This window comes from Paenibacillus sp. FSL K6-2859 (assembly GCF_038008265.1).
Classification (GTDB): domain Bacteria; phylum Bacillota; class Bacilli; order Paenibacillales; family Paenibacillaceae; genus Paenibacillus_AQ; species Paenibacillus_AQ nitricinens.
The window spans coordinates 2,628,601-2,643,398 of record NZ_JBBOYU010000001.1; the positions used below are offsets into that span (position 1 = coordinate 2,628,601).

Below are 14,798 nucleotides of genomic sequence, written 5' to 3' on the forward strand. Positions count from 1 at the left end.
AGCATGAAACGATAAAAGGAAGGGGAACTAATAATGAAGTTATTAACATTCCTTAACAATGGCGATTACCAATTAGGGGTCGTAACAGAAAAGGGAATATTGGATGTTGCAAGCGCTTTAATAGATTTGCCTAGACAGTATGGGTATTCCGTACCTATGACCGTTCACGAAGTCATTGACGGTGGTGAGGCAGCGGTTTCGAGGCTGGATCAATTCACAACTCAAGCACTGGATATAGCTGGAGAAGACTGTTCATACCTATTAGATGAAGCGAAGTTGACACTCGGTCCATGCGTGACTCATCCAAATAAAATTATCTGTGTCGGTCTTAACTATCGCAAGCATGCGGTTGAAACGAACGCAGCGATCCCTGAGTTCCCGATATTGTTCAATAAATTTAATAACACGTTGGCGGGACATGGCGGCGATATTCCGCTTCCAAGAGTGACAAAAAAAGTTGATTACGAAGCAGAGCTTGTTATCGTTATCGGTAAATCAGCTAAGTACGTTACGAAAGAGGACGCGCTTAACCACGTATTTGGTTATTGCAACGTAAATGATTTGTCCGCACGTGACTTGCAGCTAAGGACTCCGCAATGGCTGTTAGGCAAGTCATGTGATAAATTCTCTCCTCTTGGACCTTATCTAGTTACAACGGATGAAATAGAAAACCCGAATGATTTAGAGATTAAATGTACAGTCAACGGAGAAATCCGCCAGCATTCGAATACGTCAGATATGATTTTCCGATGCGATGAGATTGTAAGTTATATTTCGCAACATATGACGCTTGTGCCTGGAGACATCATTTTGACTGGAACACCAGAAGGCGTCGTCCTCGGTTATCCGGTAGATCAGCAGATTTACCTGAGGGCTGGTGATATCGTCACGATTGAGATTGAGAAGCTCGGCAAGCTGACGAATCGGCTCGTTAAGGAAGACTGAGAATGTACTCATTTTGTGAGGTGAAAGCATGAGAGTTGATGCACATCAGCATTATTGGCGATTAAGTCGAGGCGATTACGGATGGCCTACACCAGAAGTTCCATTACTATATAAAGATTTTATGCCTGATGACCTGACAGAATCATTACTACGACATGGAATCACGAAAACCATTGTTGTTCAAGCAGCAGCTACTGTTGAAGAAACTGAATTTTTACTAAGTTTATGCGAGATCCATGATTCAATAGCTGGTGTTGTGGGGTGGCTAGATTTAGAGCAGGACAATTTTACGGAAACCTTTGAACTTTTGCGTAAAAATCCTTATTTTATTGGCCTCCGATTAATGCTTCAAAGTATTGATGCTGATGAATACTTGCAACGTCCTCAAGTTATTCATCATTTAAAATGGTTAGAGACCATGGGATTCCCTGTGGATTTATTGATCCATGCTGCACAATTCCCAGCCGTATTGAAATTGCTCAAGCTTGTGCCAAATCTACATGCGGTCATTGACCATATAGGTAAGCCACAAATTTCCCAGCAGGAAACCTCACCTTGGCAAGAGTGGGTTACGGAGGTCGCGCAATATCCCCAGACGTATTGCAAACTTTCAGGCATGGTTACCGAAGCAAATATGCCCTACTGGGTAGAAGCTGACTTTAACTTTTATATCAAACATGTCATATATGCATTTGGATTAAACAGGGTCATATTCGGCAGTGACTGGCCAGTGTGCCTGCTTGCAGCAAGCTATGATCAAACAGTAAGCATTTTGTTAAACAATTTACCTGAAGCGCTTACAGAGCGAGAACTAGACGATGTTTTTGGCAATAATGCGATCCGCTTTTATCAATTGGAGACATCACATTTTATTGAAACTGGAGTGTAGCCTATGCAATTACAAGGGAAAGTCGTTATTGTTACAGGCGGTGGCTCTGGGATTGGAGAAGCGACTGCCAAATTATTTGTTAGTGAGGGTGCTAAAGTGATCATTGCGGACTGGAATGAGGCTGAAGCTAAACGAGTAGTCGAGGAAATTCATTCAGTTCATTGTGGGGATTCTGTTGCTTACGCTGTGAAAACAGATGTTTCATCGGAGCTAGAGGTTAAACAATTGGTAGAATGGGTCCTAAATAAGATTGGCAAGATTGACATTCTATTCAATAACGCAGCTGTTGTATTGCCGAAGTCCTTGGAGGATATTTCTGAATCAGAATGGACTCGTACCTTAGATATCAATTTGAAGAGTGTCTATTTGATGATTAAATTCTGCATTCCTTCGATTAGAGAAAACCGTGGCTGCATCGTGAATATGGCATCATTAAGCGGATTGGTAGGCCAAAAGCAAAATCCGGTATACTCTGCTTCAAAAGGCGCAATTATTGCAATGACTAAAGCATTAGCGTTGGATTATGCGAACGATGGAGTCCGTGTCAATTGCATATGTCCAGCAGGTGTAATGACGCCTTTATTAGAAGAGTGGATCGGTCAACAGCCCAATCCGGCAACTACAGTACAAGATTTGATCGATATGCATCCATTGGGAAGATGTGCCTCAACGGAAGAGATAGCAAGAGCCGCGTTGTATTTAGCTAGTGATTTATCCGGATTTGTTACGGGTGTAGCACTCCCTGTTGATGGTGGAGCAGCCTTAGGCTATTAATGGGTTAGTAGAAAGGGAGGGACGTAATGACTCGCTATGGAAGTGTTATTCATGTCAAGGATGAGAAGCTGGAAGAATACAAAGCATTACACGCATCTGTATGGTCAGAAGTGTTGTCTAGATTAAGGAAGTGTAACATTAAGAACTATTCCATTTTTTATAGAGACGGCTATTTGTTCAGTTATTATGAATATACAGGGGATGACTACACGGCTGATATGGCCATCATGACTGCAGATCCTCGTACACAAGAATGGTGGAGCTTAACAGATCCTTGTCAGTATCCAGTGAAGTCTGCATTAGAAGGTGAATGGTGGGCGAGTATGGATGAGGTTTTCCATTTGGATTGAGTAATTATTTCATTTAAAGCTAGGGAGATGAAAAAAATGAAAATTACAAAAGTAGAAAGCTTCGTCTTACACGTTCCGATTACGCCACCAATTACGGATGCAATTAATGTTGCTACGCATTGGGGACTTGCAGGCGTTCGGATTTTTACAGATGAGGGTTTTGTGGGGTATGGGTATACAGGAACTTGTGCACATGGTGATGATATGATCGTTGATACGATTGACCGTTATTACGCTCCTTTATTAATTGGCAAAGATCCGTTTATGGTTAAAGAAATTTGGGATGAGCTGCGTTTTGGAAAAATGCATTGGATTGGTAGAGCGGGAGTTACTCATATGGCATTGGCTGCAGTAGATATTGCACTTTGGGATATTATGGCGAAAGCTTCCAATAAACCGTTGTGGCAATATCTTGGCGGACATAAATCCAAACAAATAAAAGCTTATAATACAAACGGCGGCTGGTTGAACTGGTCTAAAGAACGTTTAATTAAGGACGTTACTGAAATAGTAGAGCAGGGCTTCACTGGAGTCAAAATTAAAGTGGGTAAAGCAGATTCACATGAGGATTATGATCGTTGCAAAGCGGTTCGTAAGGCGATAGGAGATCAAACCATCTTCATGATCGATGTGAACCAACAGTGGAATATCAATACAGCGATGACATGGGGGAAGAAGTTAGAGGAATTTGATTTGTTCTGGTTAGAAGAACCCTTAAATCCAGATGACATCATGGGACATAAGAAGCTGGCCGATGCATTAAATGTACCTATTGCGTTAGGTGAACATGTCTATACGAAATATGCATTCCGGGATTATATCCATCATGGGGCACTCGAATATTGCCAAGTAGATGTAACGCGTGTTGGTGGGATTACGGAATGGCAACAGATTGCAGGTTTAGCCGCTTCATACGATATTCCGATTTGTCCGCATGTTGGTGATATGGGGCAAATTCATCAGCATTTGGTTGCAGCAACACCGGGTGCGATCATGCTGGAATACATTCCTTGGATCCGTCATATTTTTGTGGAGCCGGCCACTGTAGTCAACGGGCACTATATACTTCCTCAAATGCCGGGTGCATCAACAGAGATTATACCAGCGCTGTTTGATCTGTATCGAGTGAGATAATGAAGAAGATGATGCTTTAAGCCTACACTCATAAGTGGAACATGAACAAGAAACCCGCTTTATGCATGGTCAAGACCCCATTTTATAGGCACTGAAAAAAGACCCTAGGCTATAAGCTGCTCCCGGTACCGAACCGGAGGCAGCTTATTTAGCTTTCGTTGTGGTCGATGCTTGTTGTAAAAGTGGATATATTCTTCAATTTTCCTTTGTACCTCGTCCATATTTCGGATATCATAAGGGTAGAGTCCTTCCGTTTTGAGATGCGAGAAGAAGCTCTCCATCGAGGCATTGTCATAACAATTTCCTCGACGAGACATGCTGATTTGGGCGCCAACCTTTGGCAGCATGTCGTGGTATGCATGAGACGTGTACTGGAATCCCTGGTCGCTATGAACGATCAGCCCGGTCACGTCTTTTGTCTTGCTAAAGGCTTTCTCAAAGGTCTGTAGAACCAGTGGATTGTCATTTCTCTGACTCATGTGGTAGGCTACAATCTCATTTTTAAACAAGTCTTTCACCGCTGAGAGGTAAATCCACGACTCCCCCACCCGGTATGGTGTGACATCTGTGACCCACTTTTGGTTGGGCGTATCCGCCTGGAAATCCCGTTTCAATAGGTTTTTAGCTACACGACCTTCAGTAGAAGAAGCGTAGTTGCAGCGATGTTTCCGCCGAATCCGTGAGCGGATGCCCAGCATCTGCATAAGCCGAAGTACCTTCTTATGATTCATCCAGACCCCATGATCCTGTAGCAAGAACAGTTGAAGCTGACGGTAGCCGTAGACTCCATTGTAGTGCTCATAGACCTTCTTCACGAGTGCCTCATCTTCTCGGTCCCGATGGAATTCTTTGCGCTTTAGAAAAGCGTAGTAACCGCTTCGGGAGACCCCAAAAACTTTACAAAGATGACTAACCGGATATTCGTTTGCGGCTCTCTCAATCGTTACATACCGTTTGGCTTCATCTCCTGCATCCAGATTTCCAAGCACTTTTTTAGCATTTCGTTCTCCCGTTTTAGCCGCTCTACTTGCCTGTCTCGATCGACGTACTCCTCGCGCCTTCCCCGTTGATCCACAAGTCCGAACTCTTCGAGTTCCCGATATTTCCTCATCCATGCTTTCAGTCGATGTCTGTCTGTGATTCCAAACTTCTCCATGATTTTACGATAGGTCCAACCTTCCACGACGTGAAGGCGTATCGCCTCTATCTTGGTCTCATACGAATACTCTTTAAACTTCTGACCTTTTATCGCTGGCATAAAAAATGCACCCCCTAGAATTTCATCGGACAAACCAGGGGTTTTATCCAATGTCTATTCTAAGGGGTGCACTTCATGCAATAAGCGGACTTTCTTGTTTTTAGCATTTGAGTCAAGAAGAAGACTTACTGCGTGTTCCGGAACTGAGATGATCAATTTGCTCGTCTAAAACGGTGCTGGCTTTGCCTAAAAATTGTGAAATGAGGGCAAGTTCTTCATCGGTATAGGAAGCAGCCAATTTAACCATAGCAGTATGAAGCGGCAGGTAGGTGTCAATAACATCTTCTTTATTTTCATACAACGGGACAATAATTACTTTACGGCGATCATTAGGGTCGTTTTGTCTGCGAACGTATCCGTTTTTTTCGAGACGATCTATTAATGCAGTAACGCTGCCAGTGGCAAGTCCAGTTAGTTTGGACAGCTCTCCAGCGGTAATGGGGCCTTTTTCACGCAGGATATCCACAGATAAAAAATCATTATTGTATAACCCAAGAGAGGCGGCTACGTTTTGCTGGTATACCACCGTTCGGGTTCCCAGACCACGCATGAGTAAGGTGAATTGTTCTTGCTCTGGTGTAGGTTGAGCTTGTTCATGGCTTGACAAAGGATAACGCCCCTTTTAAAATCTTTATATCTCGTTAATCAAGATATTTGATTGTGAAGTTATTTTAAAATGTGTTATTTTACAAATTCATTCTATCGAAATAAGCATACTTTTGCAAAAGAAGTAGTATGACAGCATTCGCAATCGTTATGGATAAGAGAAATATCTATGTGTGATTGCTTTAATTGAGAGGGGAATCATGATGAAAGAAGCTATTGTTATTAAAGGCGCACGAGAGAACAATCTGAAGAATGTCTCGCTCACGATTGTACCGTTATGATTGGCAACAATCTTAGTCGTGACATGAAGGGGGCCAATGCGCTAGGCATCACCAGCATTTTTCAGAGCTGGACGCCCCGTTATCCCCATGAGACGGCAGATGAGTCTGAACGTCCGATGTATACAGTTAGTGAGCCGCTGCAATTGCTAGAGTTGATTGAGAGGCTGAACGCTGAGGTCAAGTAAGCTGGAAGTCGTTCATTATGCTATTTTTCCATAATTAAATACAAAAAAGAGAAACCCGAGGTCATGAGAATGACTGGGTTTCTCACCTTTCTTAATCAATCAGCAAGAGTTACAAAGCAATTTTATGATCCAGCAGCTTAATAATCTAGAAGCCGTCCATGATCATGCCATTGACCGTACATTTTATTTTCTTTAGTGTTTATTATAAATTTATCTAATTTACGCTTAAATAAATCTGGTTGATGTGTATAGCTTTGTATCGTGTCGATCCGGACTCTTGTATAAAGAGCTGGAAAGGTTAAGAGGTTCTCATATACCTGCTGCTCCTCTTTTAACCTTTGTTCTATAACCCTATCGACTTTAAAAGAAGCGAGATTCATATCCGGAAGTACCTTTCTTCCTTCGTCACTCATTAGCCCCAGTTTATCGAGGCGGCGGACACGTTCTTTATTTAATTCTGTCCAAGAGCTTCGTTTGCTTCTTGGAGACAGTCGCTGTGCCAGCTGCGTTTCAGAAACTTTCTTTTTCACTCCATCGATCCATCCAAAGCACAAACATTCCTCAACCACATCCAAATACAGCAATGTTTCTGAATTTGGCGTCATACTTACGAGTACCCAACAAAACTTTTCAGTCGTATGATTCTGCTGCAGCCAAACCCGTAAATCTTCTCTCGATTTTACTGTGATTAGATTTTCTATCTCCATCATTAAATTCCAATTTCCTTTCTAGCTAGGGAAAGCATTGCCCATCATAGATTAAATAGCTTTCGCAGGCATCTGATACCAAAAAAAGGAATAGTCATTCATGGTAGAAGCGTGCCCTAACTGACGTAACATAGTGGATATATTACCTCTATGATAAGTCCCGTGATTGGCGGCATGCAGCACAATTTCTGATAGGCGTGTTTGCCGGATTCCAGCAAATGGGTTATCAAGTAGAATAGTCTGCTCTAAATCGGGTTGGTTTTGTAACCATTCTTTGTATTGTTCAGATAGCTGGGCAAAAAGATTAGCGTATTCATCAACTGAATCTAGAATGCTCATATTTAGCGGGATACTTTTTTGAAAAGCCTCAGGCATACCAGTGCCTGTTAAAACCAGATACCACATCGTATCCACCGCATAGATATGGCTAAGGGCATGAGCGATAGTAGGAAAAGAGCTATTCACTTCTTGATTTAGCACAGAGGGAGAGAGTTCCTTGATTCTTCCCAGGATCGTTTGGTTCGCCCAAATGTGATAATTAAACATTTCTACTGGATGATTGGTCATTGTATGATCTCCTTTTGAGTTGTGATAGATTTTTTTGTAGCTGTTGTTAATATAAAAGAAGAAGTATGACAGCAGACTGTCATACTTCTTCATAAAGATTTAGGGTATTTAGCAGCTGCTTTTTTAAGATACCCCGCAGTGCAAGAGGCTCGAGGACTTCAGCGCCGCTGCCGAAGCTCAGCAGAATTGACCATAGCCAGCGGGCTTCCAGTGGCTTATACACAGGAATTCGCATCGTCATGCTCTCATCGGTATGAAATTCCTTATCCATCTGGTGAAATTGATCCAGCGCTTCTGCCAAAGCCTCAGGTCCTACCCGGATTACGACATCCTCAACCTGATCGGCCCTATTTGAACAACCGGCCTCTATGGGAACCTCATGTTGGGAATGAAAGATATTCTGTGTCAGAAGCAAATTCATCATCCGGGATAGCCGGAACTCTCGATAATCCTGTCGTTCCCGGCAATAACCATATATGTACCAGTTGCTATATTTAAAATGAAGCTTTACGGGTTCCATATCACGGGTTGTGCGTTCGTTTTTTACATTGATGTAATCAAAACGGACGATATTTCGTTCCGTAATAGCCGTACGTAAAAGAGAAAGTGCATCGGGATCCATACGGCGAGTTTCAAAATTCACCGCTAGACTAGAAGTCTGTTGTTCTGCTCCAATCGTTTGCAGCCGCTCAATGGTTCCTTGCGCCTGCGCGTCTTCAAACACAGAGGAGAGACTGTTCAGCACGGTAATCAAAGAAGTGACATCATAAGAACGGAGCAGGCTTTTATCCATTTTATATCCGTCCATGATGCCATATCCGCCTTTAGTTCCCTGATACGATACAACCGGGATGCCTGCGGCACAAATGACATCGATATCCCTATAGATAGTTCTCTGAGAAACCTGAAACTCTTCAGCCAGCTTGGAGGCAGATAAAACTTCGTGGTTCAACAGCTTGTAGATCATAGAAATCAAACGTTCCAATTTCATTTGTGTATCCCACCCATTAGTCCATTTCGTGTTACTGCATGATTATAGCATAGATTTTTCAAGCTAATTTTGGGGAGGATTGTGGTGGTGTTGCATAGGAGAATACTAATTGTACCTCACAGAGAAAAAAGATTGACAAAATATGGTTAGTTGGTTTATCTTGTGAATATAAAATAAAAATATTCATAAAACCATAAAAAGCGAGTGAACTTATATGCCTAAAAAATTCTCTGAACAAGAAAAAGAATGGATAAAACATAAATTGTTGACAGAAGGGCGTCGCTGCTTTGAAATACATGGCATTAAAAAAACTAGTGTTGAAGAATTAACAAAAGCCGCCGGGATTGCGCAAGGTTCGTTTTACATGTTCTTTGGGTCGAAAGAGGAATTGTTCTATCACATATTGCTTGAAGAGGAACAACGAATTCGTAGTACAATGTTCAATTCATTTAGCGTAGGCGTGCCTGTAAACAAGGAAGAAATCCAATTATTTTTACTGAAATCTTTCCGGATGATGGAAGAGAGTCCGATCGTCCGCCAGATGTTCGTAAGAAGCGAAATGGAGCAGTTATTAAGAAAGTTGCCTAATGAGTTGTTGGAACAAAATTTTACAGAGGATAAAGACTTTTTTATTCCTTTCATTCAATCATGGCAAGCCGAAGGTATCATGGTTGGGATTGACCCGGAATTAATCGTAAGCATGATTCGCTCTGTAGTCCTCCTGTCTTTGCATAAGGAAGAGATCGGTGATGAACGCTATCAGGCAACAATAGAGCTTTTGATTGGGGTTCTGGCTGAAGGGATGACTTCTTTGAAAGATAATAAGACTGGGGGAGAATGATATGATCGAAGTAAAGGAGCTTCATTTTACCTATCCAAAAATAAAAGAGCCAACCCTTAGTGGACTTAACTTTTCCATACCTCAAGGTGAAGTGTTTGGTTTTCTCGGTCCTTCGGGAGCGGGTAAAAGCACAACACAAAAAATACTAATTGGAGTCTTAAAAAATTATCTCGGCAGCGTTAACGTAATGGGCAAGGAAATAAGAAATACCGGACCGGAGTATTTTGAGGGGATAGGGGTAGCTTTTGAGTTTCCAAATTTCTATTCAAAGTTTACTGCGCTGGAAAATTTGCAGCTATTTAGGACTCTGTATTCAGGGAGAACGGTGGAACCGAGGTTTCTCCTGGAGCAAGTAAATCTCACTGAAGCTGCAAATTTGAAGGTCTCCCAGTTATCGAAGGGGATGAAGATGAGGCTGAATTTCTGCAGAGCACTCTTAAATAACCCACAAATTCTATTTCTGGATGAACCCACTTCCGGGCTCGACCCTGTTAATGCGAAACGAATGAAGGATTTAATCCTGGAAAAAAAGGCGAATGGGACAACTGTAATTATTACAACACATAATATGCAAGCCGCGGAGGAGCTCTGCGACAGGGTCGCCTTTATCGTAGACGGTCAAATTAAGTTGATTGATTCACCTCGGGAGCTTAAGCTTCTTAATGGAAAAAAACGAGTGCGGCTGGAATATCGCCATCATAATGAAGTTAGAAATGAGGAATTCTCACTTGATGATATAGGGGAGAATGAATATTTCTTAAAGCTTGTTCGTGAGCATCCAATAGAAACCATTCATTCGCTGGAGGCGTCTTTGGAACAAATATTTATTGACGTAACTGGGAGGCAGTTAACATGAGATTCAGATCTGCGTTTGCCTTTGACATCCGGTTTCAATGGCGGCATGGGTTTTATTGGGTCTACGTCATTATCTGTGCGTTTTATTTGGTATTGCTGCATCTTATTCCTGATCATTATCGAGAACAAACGATGTTGTTATTGACCTTTAGCGATCCGAGTGCTTTGGGACTTATTCTCGCAGGGGGGATTGTGCTGCTGGAAAGAGACCAGGGAATCCATGATGCTTTATTTGTTACTCCGATTCGTGTTAGGGAATATTTACTTTCAAAAGCTGGCTCATTATCTGTACTCTCCCTGTTTGCCGCTTGGGTTATTCATGTAGCAGCTAGCGGGATTCCGCATTCCCCGTTTGGCTTTTCTACTGGAATCATTTTAACTTCAAGCTTCATGACGCTATTGTCGATTGGTGTTGTGGCTCGTTGCCAGACAATTAATGGCTTCATTCTACTCTCACAAGTATTCGCATTGCCTTTTATCCTTCCATTGCTTGGTTATTTTAAGGTGTGGAACTCCAAATTTTTCTTATGGCTTCCTACGGAAGGAACGCTTCGCTTGTTGAGTTCGGGAACCTCAGCTATGTCACTTGGCAGTTACATGTACTCCATATCGATATTACTCCTATGGAATGTAGTGATATACGTATGGGCAAAAATGTCCTTCGAAAATCATGTAATAATACGCATAGGTAAGGGAGGAGCAGGAAAATGAAAAAGTATCGTATGCTTTTTATAAGCGATATCCGGCATACTGGTGTGGACCCAGTGCTTATGGTCGGCATCTTTGCTCCATTAGCCCTTCTAGTCGTCTCAAGGTTTGGATTTCCAATGATAGCCGATTGGCTTACGAATGGTTATGCTTTTGATTTATATCAATATAGCAGCTTTGCTGCGATTTTCTTAGTCATGACCTTTCCCATGCTAACCGGTATGATGACAGGTCTTTTAATGCTTGATGAAAGAGATGAGAATGTCATCTCTTATTACGCGGTTACACCATTAATGCGCAGAGGGTACATGGTGTATCGTTTAGTTCTTCCATCTCTACTCTGTGCATTTCTTTCATCGCTATTTTTTATAGTCTCCGGCTTATCTAGCTTCCAATTAGAGCATGTATATATCCTTTTACTATTAGCATTTGAAGCCCCTTGTTTTGCATTATTCCTAGCTTCTTTCGCTGCAAATAAGGTAGAGGGATTAGCTTTAGCAAAGGTCGGTGGTCTGTTTATAGCAGGACCAATCCTAGCATACTTTGTTCCATCACCCTGGCAATTTATCGGTGCGTGGATTCCTACGTATTGGCCTGCTAAGTTATTTTTTGTTGTAGAAATGGCTAGTGGTTTTAGTGTACTTGCATACTTTATGGTGGGACTTCTATTCCACTTGAGCCTTTTGGGCATCATGATCAGGATTTTTATTAAAAGAGCCGATTGATTAACCTCCTCCAAGCAGCTTAGGCAACAGCATAAGTAGCTTCTCTCGGGTTAGCGCATCTCCATAGTTCCATTTGCTTCCGTCAAGTAGATAAGCTTGCCCCTTACGTACTGCAGATAGATTTTTCCAAAGTGAGCTGTCTAGTAGTTTCTCCATAGCCACTCGAGAGTCTTGACGTTCTGGAATAAGCATAAAAATATAATCTCCGGCGTAAGAAGGCAGCCTTGCTGGATCAACCTCTGCAAACCCTAACTCTTCATCGAGAATCGCTTGGATCTCATCTGTGGGTTGTAAACCGTTAGGGGCATAGAGAGCAGTAGACAAACCTGACATTCCCATTGCATATAGATGATTTCCATGGTCATAAATCAATGCAGAAGCTGTTTCTCCAGGTCGAAGAGTATTCATATAAAGCTGCTGCCACATGGCAGCATTTTTTGCTGCGAACGAATCCAGCCATGCTTCAGCTTCGTGCTGCTTACCCAACCAGCTTCCAAGTGTCCGCATACGGTGTTCAAGTGGAGCAAATGAATCAAAGGTAAGTGTCGGGGCGATGTCGACGACTGCTCGATAAGCCTTATCATCTGAATTAGCTATAATAATTAGGTCAGGATTTAATGAAGAGGCAAGCTTCGGATCCAGAGGAAAGCCAACGTTAGAGAGCTTCTTAAGTCGATGTTTATAGACTCTGTTCCATGCAAAGACTTCATCTCCTCCAATAGGTTTTATACCTAATGCGAGAAGGTCACCAAGCGTCTCACCATGGTAGACAATGCGCCTTGGACGCTCCGGAATATCCACCTCATGGCCAGTCCAGTCTTTCACAGTAAGCTTCCGGCCTTGCTGATGCGCATATTGTCCGGGTGTAATTCCAGTCTTTTGACGAAACCGGCGACTAAAATAATATTCATCGGAGAAGCCAACCAGTCGAGCAATCTCACGCAGCGGTTCAGCGGATTCCAGAAGGAAACGCTTCGAATGGTTAATACGCAGTTCGGTCAGGTAATCGAGCGGTCTTTTGCCGGTAAGCTTTTGAAAGATCGGAGTATATTGCCACAGCGTAATACCCGCGAGCTCAGCCAGTTGCTTCACGGTGATACTCTCCGTATAGTGTTCTTGCATATATTGGATGGTCTTTTCCACGGAATCCGCGGGACTTGGCACCTGCTCGGAAGGATAATTATGCTCAAAAAGTAAGAGCAGCAATTCTTGGAATTTCAATTGCCGCTTAAAAAACTGCACATCATCTGCATTTTTTTTGCTCATAAGCAGATCTTCCGCAAGGCGGATTACCCTAGTGAACGGGTGGACAATTAGCTCCTGCCTACCCGGAAGGAGTTCATCTGAATAATATTCGGGATACTCGGAGTTATTAATTGCTGTAAAAGTGATGAGATAATAATAAAGAGTCGTCTCTGGATTGTCCGTGCTATAGGATGTTCCAGGAGATAGGAGATAACACGTATCTGTAGTCAGTGTTATGGTTTGACCGCTAAGGATCAGCTGTCCACTTCCGCCAGTGAAGATTAGAAGTCTATAAAAGTGAGTGGTAAGAGTCTTAGAGCAAGAGCCTGCCGGTTGAATATGTAGTTCCGCATCAGTCAGCTGAAACAGCAACGAGCGGAGCGGTGCAGCGACGGGTAATGTTTGCAGCAAGAGGAAGCCTCCGTTCATTTGGTGAGAATCATTATCAATTAATTCATTGTATATAAAATAAAGAAGCATATCAACAGCTGTTGACATGCTTCTTGCAGTTTTCTATCAGCTAAGTGCCAAATGCTTCATGAAGGTGAAAATTATTTCATATTCAAAAGCTGTGGGAGTTCACCGAGCAGCCATTCTCTTGTTGTTGCATCACTTGAAGTCTTCATAATATCTTGTGTATAGACATATCCGTTCTTGACGGCAGGGAGACCTTTCCAAATCGGACTCTTTAATAGAGTAGAAGTGGATTGCTTGGCTTCATCGGCCACAGGAGTTAGGATGAAAATCCGATCTCCGGCATATTCTTTTAGCACTTCCATGGATACTTCCTGGAATCCCATACCTTCATCGAGAACCTTCTGAATCGCTGGGGTTGGCTTGAAGCCATTCTCTCCATATAGGACTTGCGAAAGTCCGGTCGTCGCCATAACAAATAGTCTGTCACCAGGATAATAAGTAAAGACTGAAGCTGTTTCTCCTTCTTTTATGCCTGCTGCCTTTAATTGTTCCCACAAGGCATCTTCACTCGTTTTATACTTAGCGAGCCATGCCTCTGCTTCGGTCGTTCTCCCAAGAATTCCGCCAATATCCAGCATTCGTTCTTTTAACGGGGCAAAGGTATCAAAGATTATTGTTGGTGCAATTTTGGACAGCTGCTCGAAATCAGCTTCATCTGTTCCTGCATAGATAATCAAATCAGGCTGAAGTTCCAGGGTCTTTTCCAGATTGATAGGGAACCCTACATCTTCGACACCTTGAAGCTGATCTTCAAAAACCTGTCCCTCACCCATAGATAGTGGATAGCCTACCGCTTGCACACCAAGTGCGAGCAAATCGCCATAAGTTTCTCCTGAATAAATTACGCGCTTAGGGTTAACAGGAATTTCTACAGTATGGCCTATGTAGTCCGTGTAGGTGCGAGTAGTCGCCGCAGCTGCATTAGTGCCATTATCGGATGTTTCTGGAGAAGGTGCAGGGGTAGCAGAAGTATTATTTCCGGCTGCGTTAGACGCAGTGTTCTTGGCTGGTTGTTCCTCTGAGTTTCCGCACGCGAGTAGTAATGTGGTCATCAGAAAGAGTACACATAACACGGCGAAGGGTTGTCTTACCTTGTTCATATAATATTGCCTCCCTAAAATATGTAACGATCACCAATAATGATAATCATTCTCGACGAAAACTATCATAATTTAAAGTCTCCTTTTACTCAATGGACAAAACACATTATGGCGATTTGATTTGTACAATCTATTGTTAATGGAGTTGGTAGCCAGAGAA

18 protein-coding genes are annotated in these 14,798 nt (G+C 42.5%); 10 read left to right on the top strand and 8 right to left on the bottom strand.

All coding sequences use genetic code 11. From position 1 onward, the window contains the following. Positions 1-33: 33 nt before the first annotated feature. From MHB64_RS11375 to MHB64_RS11395, 5 genes are read left to right on the top strand one after another with little or no spacing between them, the layout of a single operon-like run. Complete coding sequence (locus MHB64_RS11375) at positions 34-945, top strand: fumarylacetoacetate hydrolase family protein (protein WP_341134446.1); 912 nt, start codon at positions 34-36, stop codon at positions 943-945. A gap of 28 nt (positions 946-973) precedes the next feature. Continuing rightward, positions 974-1,834 (top strand): amidohydrolase family protein, encoded by an 861-nt coding sequence (locus tag MHB64_RS11380; protein WP_341134447.1) that lies wholly within the window; start codon positions 974-976, stop codon positions 1,832-1,834. A gap of 3 nt (positions 1,835-1,837) precedes the next feature. Next, complete coding sequence (locus tag MHB64_RS11385; protein WP_094875089.1) at positions 1,838-2,608, top strand: SDR family NAD(P)-dependent oxidoreductase; 771 nt, start codon at positions 1,838-1,840, stop codon at positions 2,606-2,608. Positions 2,609-2,634: 26 nt separating this feature from the next. Next, on the top strand, positions 2,635-2,958 hold the full coding sequence (locus MHB64_RS11390; protein ID WP_341134448.1) for an L-rhamnose mutarotase: 324 nt from the start codon (positions 2,635-2,637) through the stop codon (positions 2,956-2,958). Positions 2,959-2,994: 36 nt separating this feature from the next. Next, positions 2,995-4,092: a mandelate racemase/muconate lactonizing enzyme family protein gene (locus MHB64_RS11395; RefSeq protein ID WP_094869357.1), complete on the top strand. Its 1,098-nt coding sequence runs from the start codon at positions 2,995-2,997 to the stop codon at positions 4,090-4,092. Positions 4,093-4,196: 104 nt separating this feature from the next. Here MHB64_RS11395 and MHB64_RS11400 read toward each other — a convergent pair whose 3' ends face one another. The 3 genes from MHB64_RS11400 to MHB64_RS11410 form a co-directional block, all read right to left on the bottom strand. Beyond that, entirely contained in the window at positions 4,197-5,081 is an 885-nt protein-coding gene (locus tag MHB64_RS11400; RefSeq protein WP_341134449.1) for an IS3 family transposase, read from the bottom strand. Further along, entirely contained in the window at positions 5,036-5,350 is a 315-nt protein-coding gene (locus tag MHB64_RS11405) for a helix-turn-helix domain-containing protein (RefSeq protein ID WP_341134450.1), read from the bottom strand. The genes MHB64_RS11400 and MHB64_RS11405 overlap by 46 nt, the downstream gene beginning before the upstream one ends. 112 nt (positions 5,351-5,462) lie before the next feature. Next, complete coding sequence (locus tag MHB64_RS11410; RefSeq protein WP_256989808.1) at positions 5,463-5,900, bottom strand: MarR family transcriptional regulator; 438 nt, start codon at positions 5,898-5,900, stop codon at positions 5,463-5,465. Between the two features lie 333 nt (positions 5,901-6,233). Between MHB64_RS11410 and MHB64_RS11415 the strand changes: the two genes are divergently transcribed. Beyond that, a complete protein-coding gene (locus MHB64_RS11415; RefSeq protein WP_143812131.1) occupies positions 6,234-6,422 on the top strand; it encodes a hypothetical protein in 189 nt (62 codons plus the stop codon). 137 nt (positions 6,423-6,559) lie between these two features. Here the strand turns inward: MHB64_RS11415 and MHB64_RS11420 are convergent, their stop codons facing one another. The 3 genes from MHB64_RS11420 to MHB64_RS11430 all read right to left on the bottom strand — a co-directional run bounded on the left by MHB64_RS11420 (position 6,560) and on the right by MHB64_RS11430 (position 8,687). Beyond that, the gene (locus tag MHB64_RS11420) at positions 6,560-7,129 is read right to left on the bottom strand and encodes a YdeI/OmpD-associated family protein (RefSeq protein ID WP_094870187.1); all 570 of its coding nucleotides are present in this window, start codon (positions 7,127-7,129) and stop codon (positions 6,560-6,562) included. A gap of 51 nt (positions 7,130-7,180) precedes the next feature. Continuing rightward, positions 7,181-7,696, bottom strand: a complete 516-nt coding sequence (locus MHB64_RS11425; protein ID WP_094870180.1) for a DinB family protein — start codon at positions 7,694-7,696, stop codon at positions 7,181-7,183. Positions 7,697-7,775: 79 nt separating this feature from the next. Next, complete coding sequence (locus MHB64_RS11430) at positions 7,776-8,687, bottom strand: helix-turn-helix transcriptional regulator (RefSeq protein WP_094870179.1); 912 nt, start codon at positions 8,685-8,687, stop codon at positions 7,776-7,778. 214 nt (positions 8,688-8,901) lie between these two features. On the opposite strand from MHB64_RS11430, the gene MHB64_RS11435 reads away from it, so the two are divergent. Genes MHB64_RS11435 through MHB64_RS11450 form a run of 4 tightly spaced genes read left to right on the top strand, consistent with a single transcriptional unit; the run spans position 8,902 to position 11,816 of the window. After that, positions 8,902-9,528: a TetR/AcrR family transcriptional regulator gene (locus MHB64_RS11435; protein ID WP_094870178.1), complete on the top strand. Its 627-nt coding sequence runs from the start codon at positions 8,902-8,904 to the stop codon at positions 9,526-9,528. A 1-nt stretch (position 9,529) separates the two neighbouring features. Then, on the top strand, positions 9,530-10,384 hold the full coding sequence (locus MHB64_RS11440; RefSeq protein WP_094870177.1) for an ABC transporter ATP-binding protein: 855 nt from the start codon (positions 9,530-9,532) through the stop codon (positions 10,382-10,384). Beyond that, entirely contained in the window at positions 10,381-11,094 is a 714-nt protein-coding gene (locus tag MHB64_RS11445; protein ID WP_094870176.1) for a fluoroquinolone export ABC transporter permease subunit, read from the top strand. Before MHB64_RS11440 ends, MHB64_RS11445 begins: the two co-directional genes overlap by 4 nt. Next, complete coding sequence (locus MHB64_RS11450; RefSeq protein ID WP_341134451.1) at positions 11,091-11,816, top strand: hypothetical protein; 726 nt, start codon at positions 11,091-11,093, stop codon at positions 11,814-11,816. The genes MHB64_RS11445 and MHB64_RS11450 overlap by 4 nt, the downstream gene beginning before the upstream one ends. On the opposite strand, the gene MHB64_RS11455 is transcribed toward MHB64_RS11450, so the two are convergent. Beyond that, positions 11,817-13,559 (bottom strand): AraC family transcriptional regulator, encoded by a 1,743-nt coding sequence (locus MHB64_RS11455; RefSeq protein ID WP_341134452.1) that lies wholly within the window; start codon positions 13,557-13,559, stop codon positions 11,817-11,819. Positions 13,560-13,612: 53 nt separating this feature from the next. Continuing rightward, the gene (locus tag MHB64_RS11460; RefSeq protein WP_094870174.1) at positions 13,613-14,638 is read right to left on the bottom strand and encodes an ABC transporter substrate-binding protein; all 1,026 of its coding nucleotides are present in this window, start codon (positions 14,636-14,638) and stop codon (positions 13,613-13,615) included. Positions 14,639-14,798 lie beyond the last annotated feature (160 nt).

Excerpts from the sequence above, each read along its gene's own strand:
- MHB64_RS11385 (WP_094875089.1), top strand. The coding sequence starts at position 1,838 with ATGCAATTACAAGGGAAAGTCGTTATTGTTACAGGCGGTGGCTCTGGG.
- MHB64_RS11435 (WP_094870178.1), top strand. The coding sequence starts at position 8,902 with ATGCCTAAAAAATTCTCTGAACAAGAAAAAGAATGGATAAAACATAAA.
- MHB64_RS11440 (WP_094870177.1), top strand. The coding sequence starts at position 9,530 with ATGATCGAAGTAAAGGAGCTTCATTTTACCTATCCAAAAATAAAAGAG.
- MHB64_RS11450 (WP_341134451.1), top strand. The coding sequence starts at position 11,091 with ATGAAAAAGTATCGTATGCTTTTTATAAGCGATATCCGGCATACTGGT.
- MHB64_RS11455 (WP_341134452.1), bottom strand. The coding sequence starts at position 13,559 with ATGTCAACAGCTGTTGATATGCTTCTTTATTTTATATACAATGAATTA.
- MHB64_RS11425 (WP_094870180.1), bottom strand. The coding sequence starts at position 7,696 with ATGACCAATCATCCAGTAGAAATGTTTAATTATCACATTTGGGCGAAC.
- MHB64_RS11375 (WP_341134446.1), top strand. The coding sequence starts at position 34 with ATGAAGTTATTAACATTCCTTAACAATGGCGATTACCAATTAGGGGTC.
- MHB64_RS11445 (WP_094870176.1), top strand. The coding sequence starts at position 10,381 with ATGAGATTCAGATCTGCGTTTGCCTTTGACATCCGGTTTCAATGGCGG.
- MHB64_RS11380 (WP_341134447.1), top strand. The coding sequence starts at position 974 with ATGAGAGTTGATGCACATCAGCATTATTGGCGATTAAGTCGAGGCGAT.
- MHB64_RS11395 (WP_094869357.1), top strand. The coding sequence starts at position 2,995 with ATGAAAATTACAAAAGTAGAAAGCTTCGTCTTACACGTTCCGATTACG.
- MHB64_RS11410 (WP_256989808.1), bottom strand. The coding sequence starts at position 5,900 with ATGCGTGGTCTGGGAACCCGAACGGTGGTATACCAGCAAAACGTAGCC.
- MHB64_RS11430 (WP_094870179.1), bottom strand. The coding sequence starts at position 8,687 with ATGAAATTGGAACGTTTGATTTCTATGATCTACAAGCTGTTGAACCAC.
- MHB64_RS11405 (WP_341134450.1), bottom strand. The coding sequence starts at position 5,350 with ATGCCAGCGATAAAAGGTCAGAAGTTTAAAGAGTATTCGTATGAGACC.
- MHB64_RS11390 (WP_341134448.1), top strand. The coding sequence starts at position 2,635 with ATGACTCGCTATGGAAGTGTTATTCATGTCAAGGATGAGAAGCTGGAA.
- MHB64_RS11460 (WP_094870174.1), bottom strand. The coding sequence starts at position 14,638 with ATGAACAAGGTAAGACAACCCTTCGCCGTGTTATGTGTACTCTTTCTG.
- MHB64_RS11420 (WP_094870187.1), bottom strand. The coding sequence starts at position 7,129 with ATGGAGATAGAAAATCTAATCACAGTAAAATCGAGAGAAGATTTACGG.
- MHB64_RS11415 (WP_143812131.1), top strand. The coding sequence starts at position 6,234 with ATGATTGGCAACAATCTTAGTCGTGACATGAAGGGGGCCAATGCGCTA.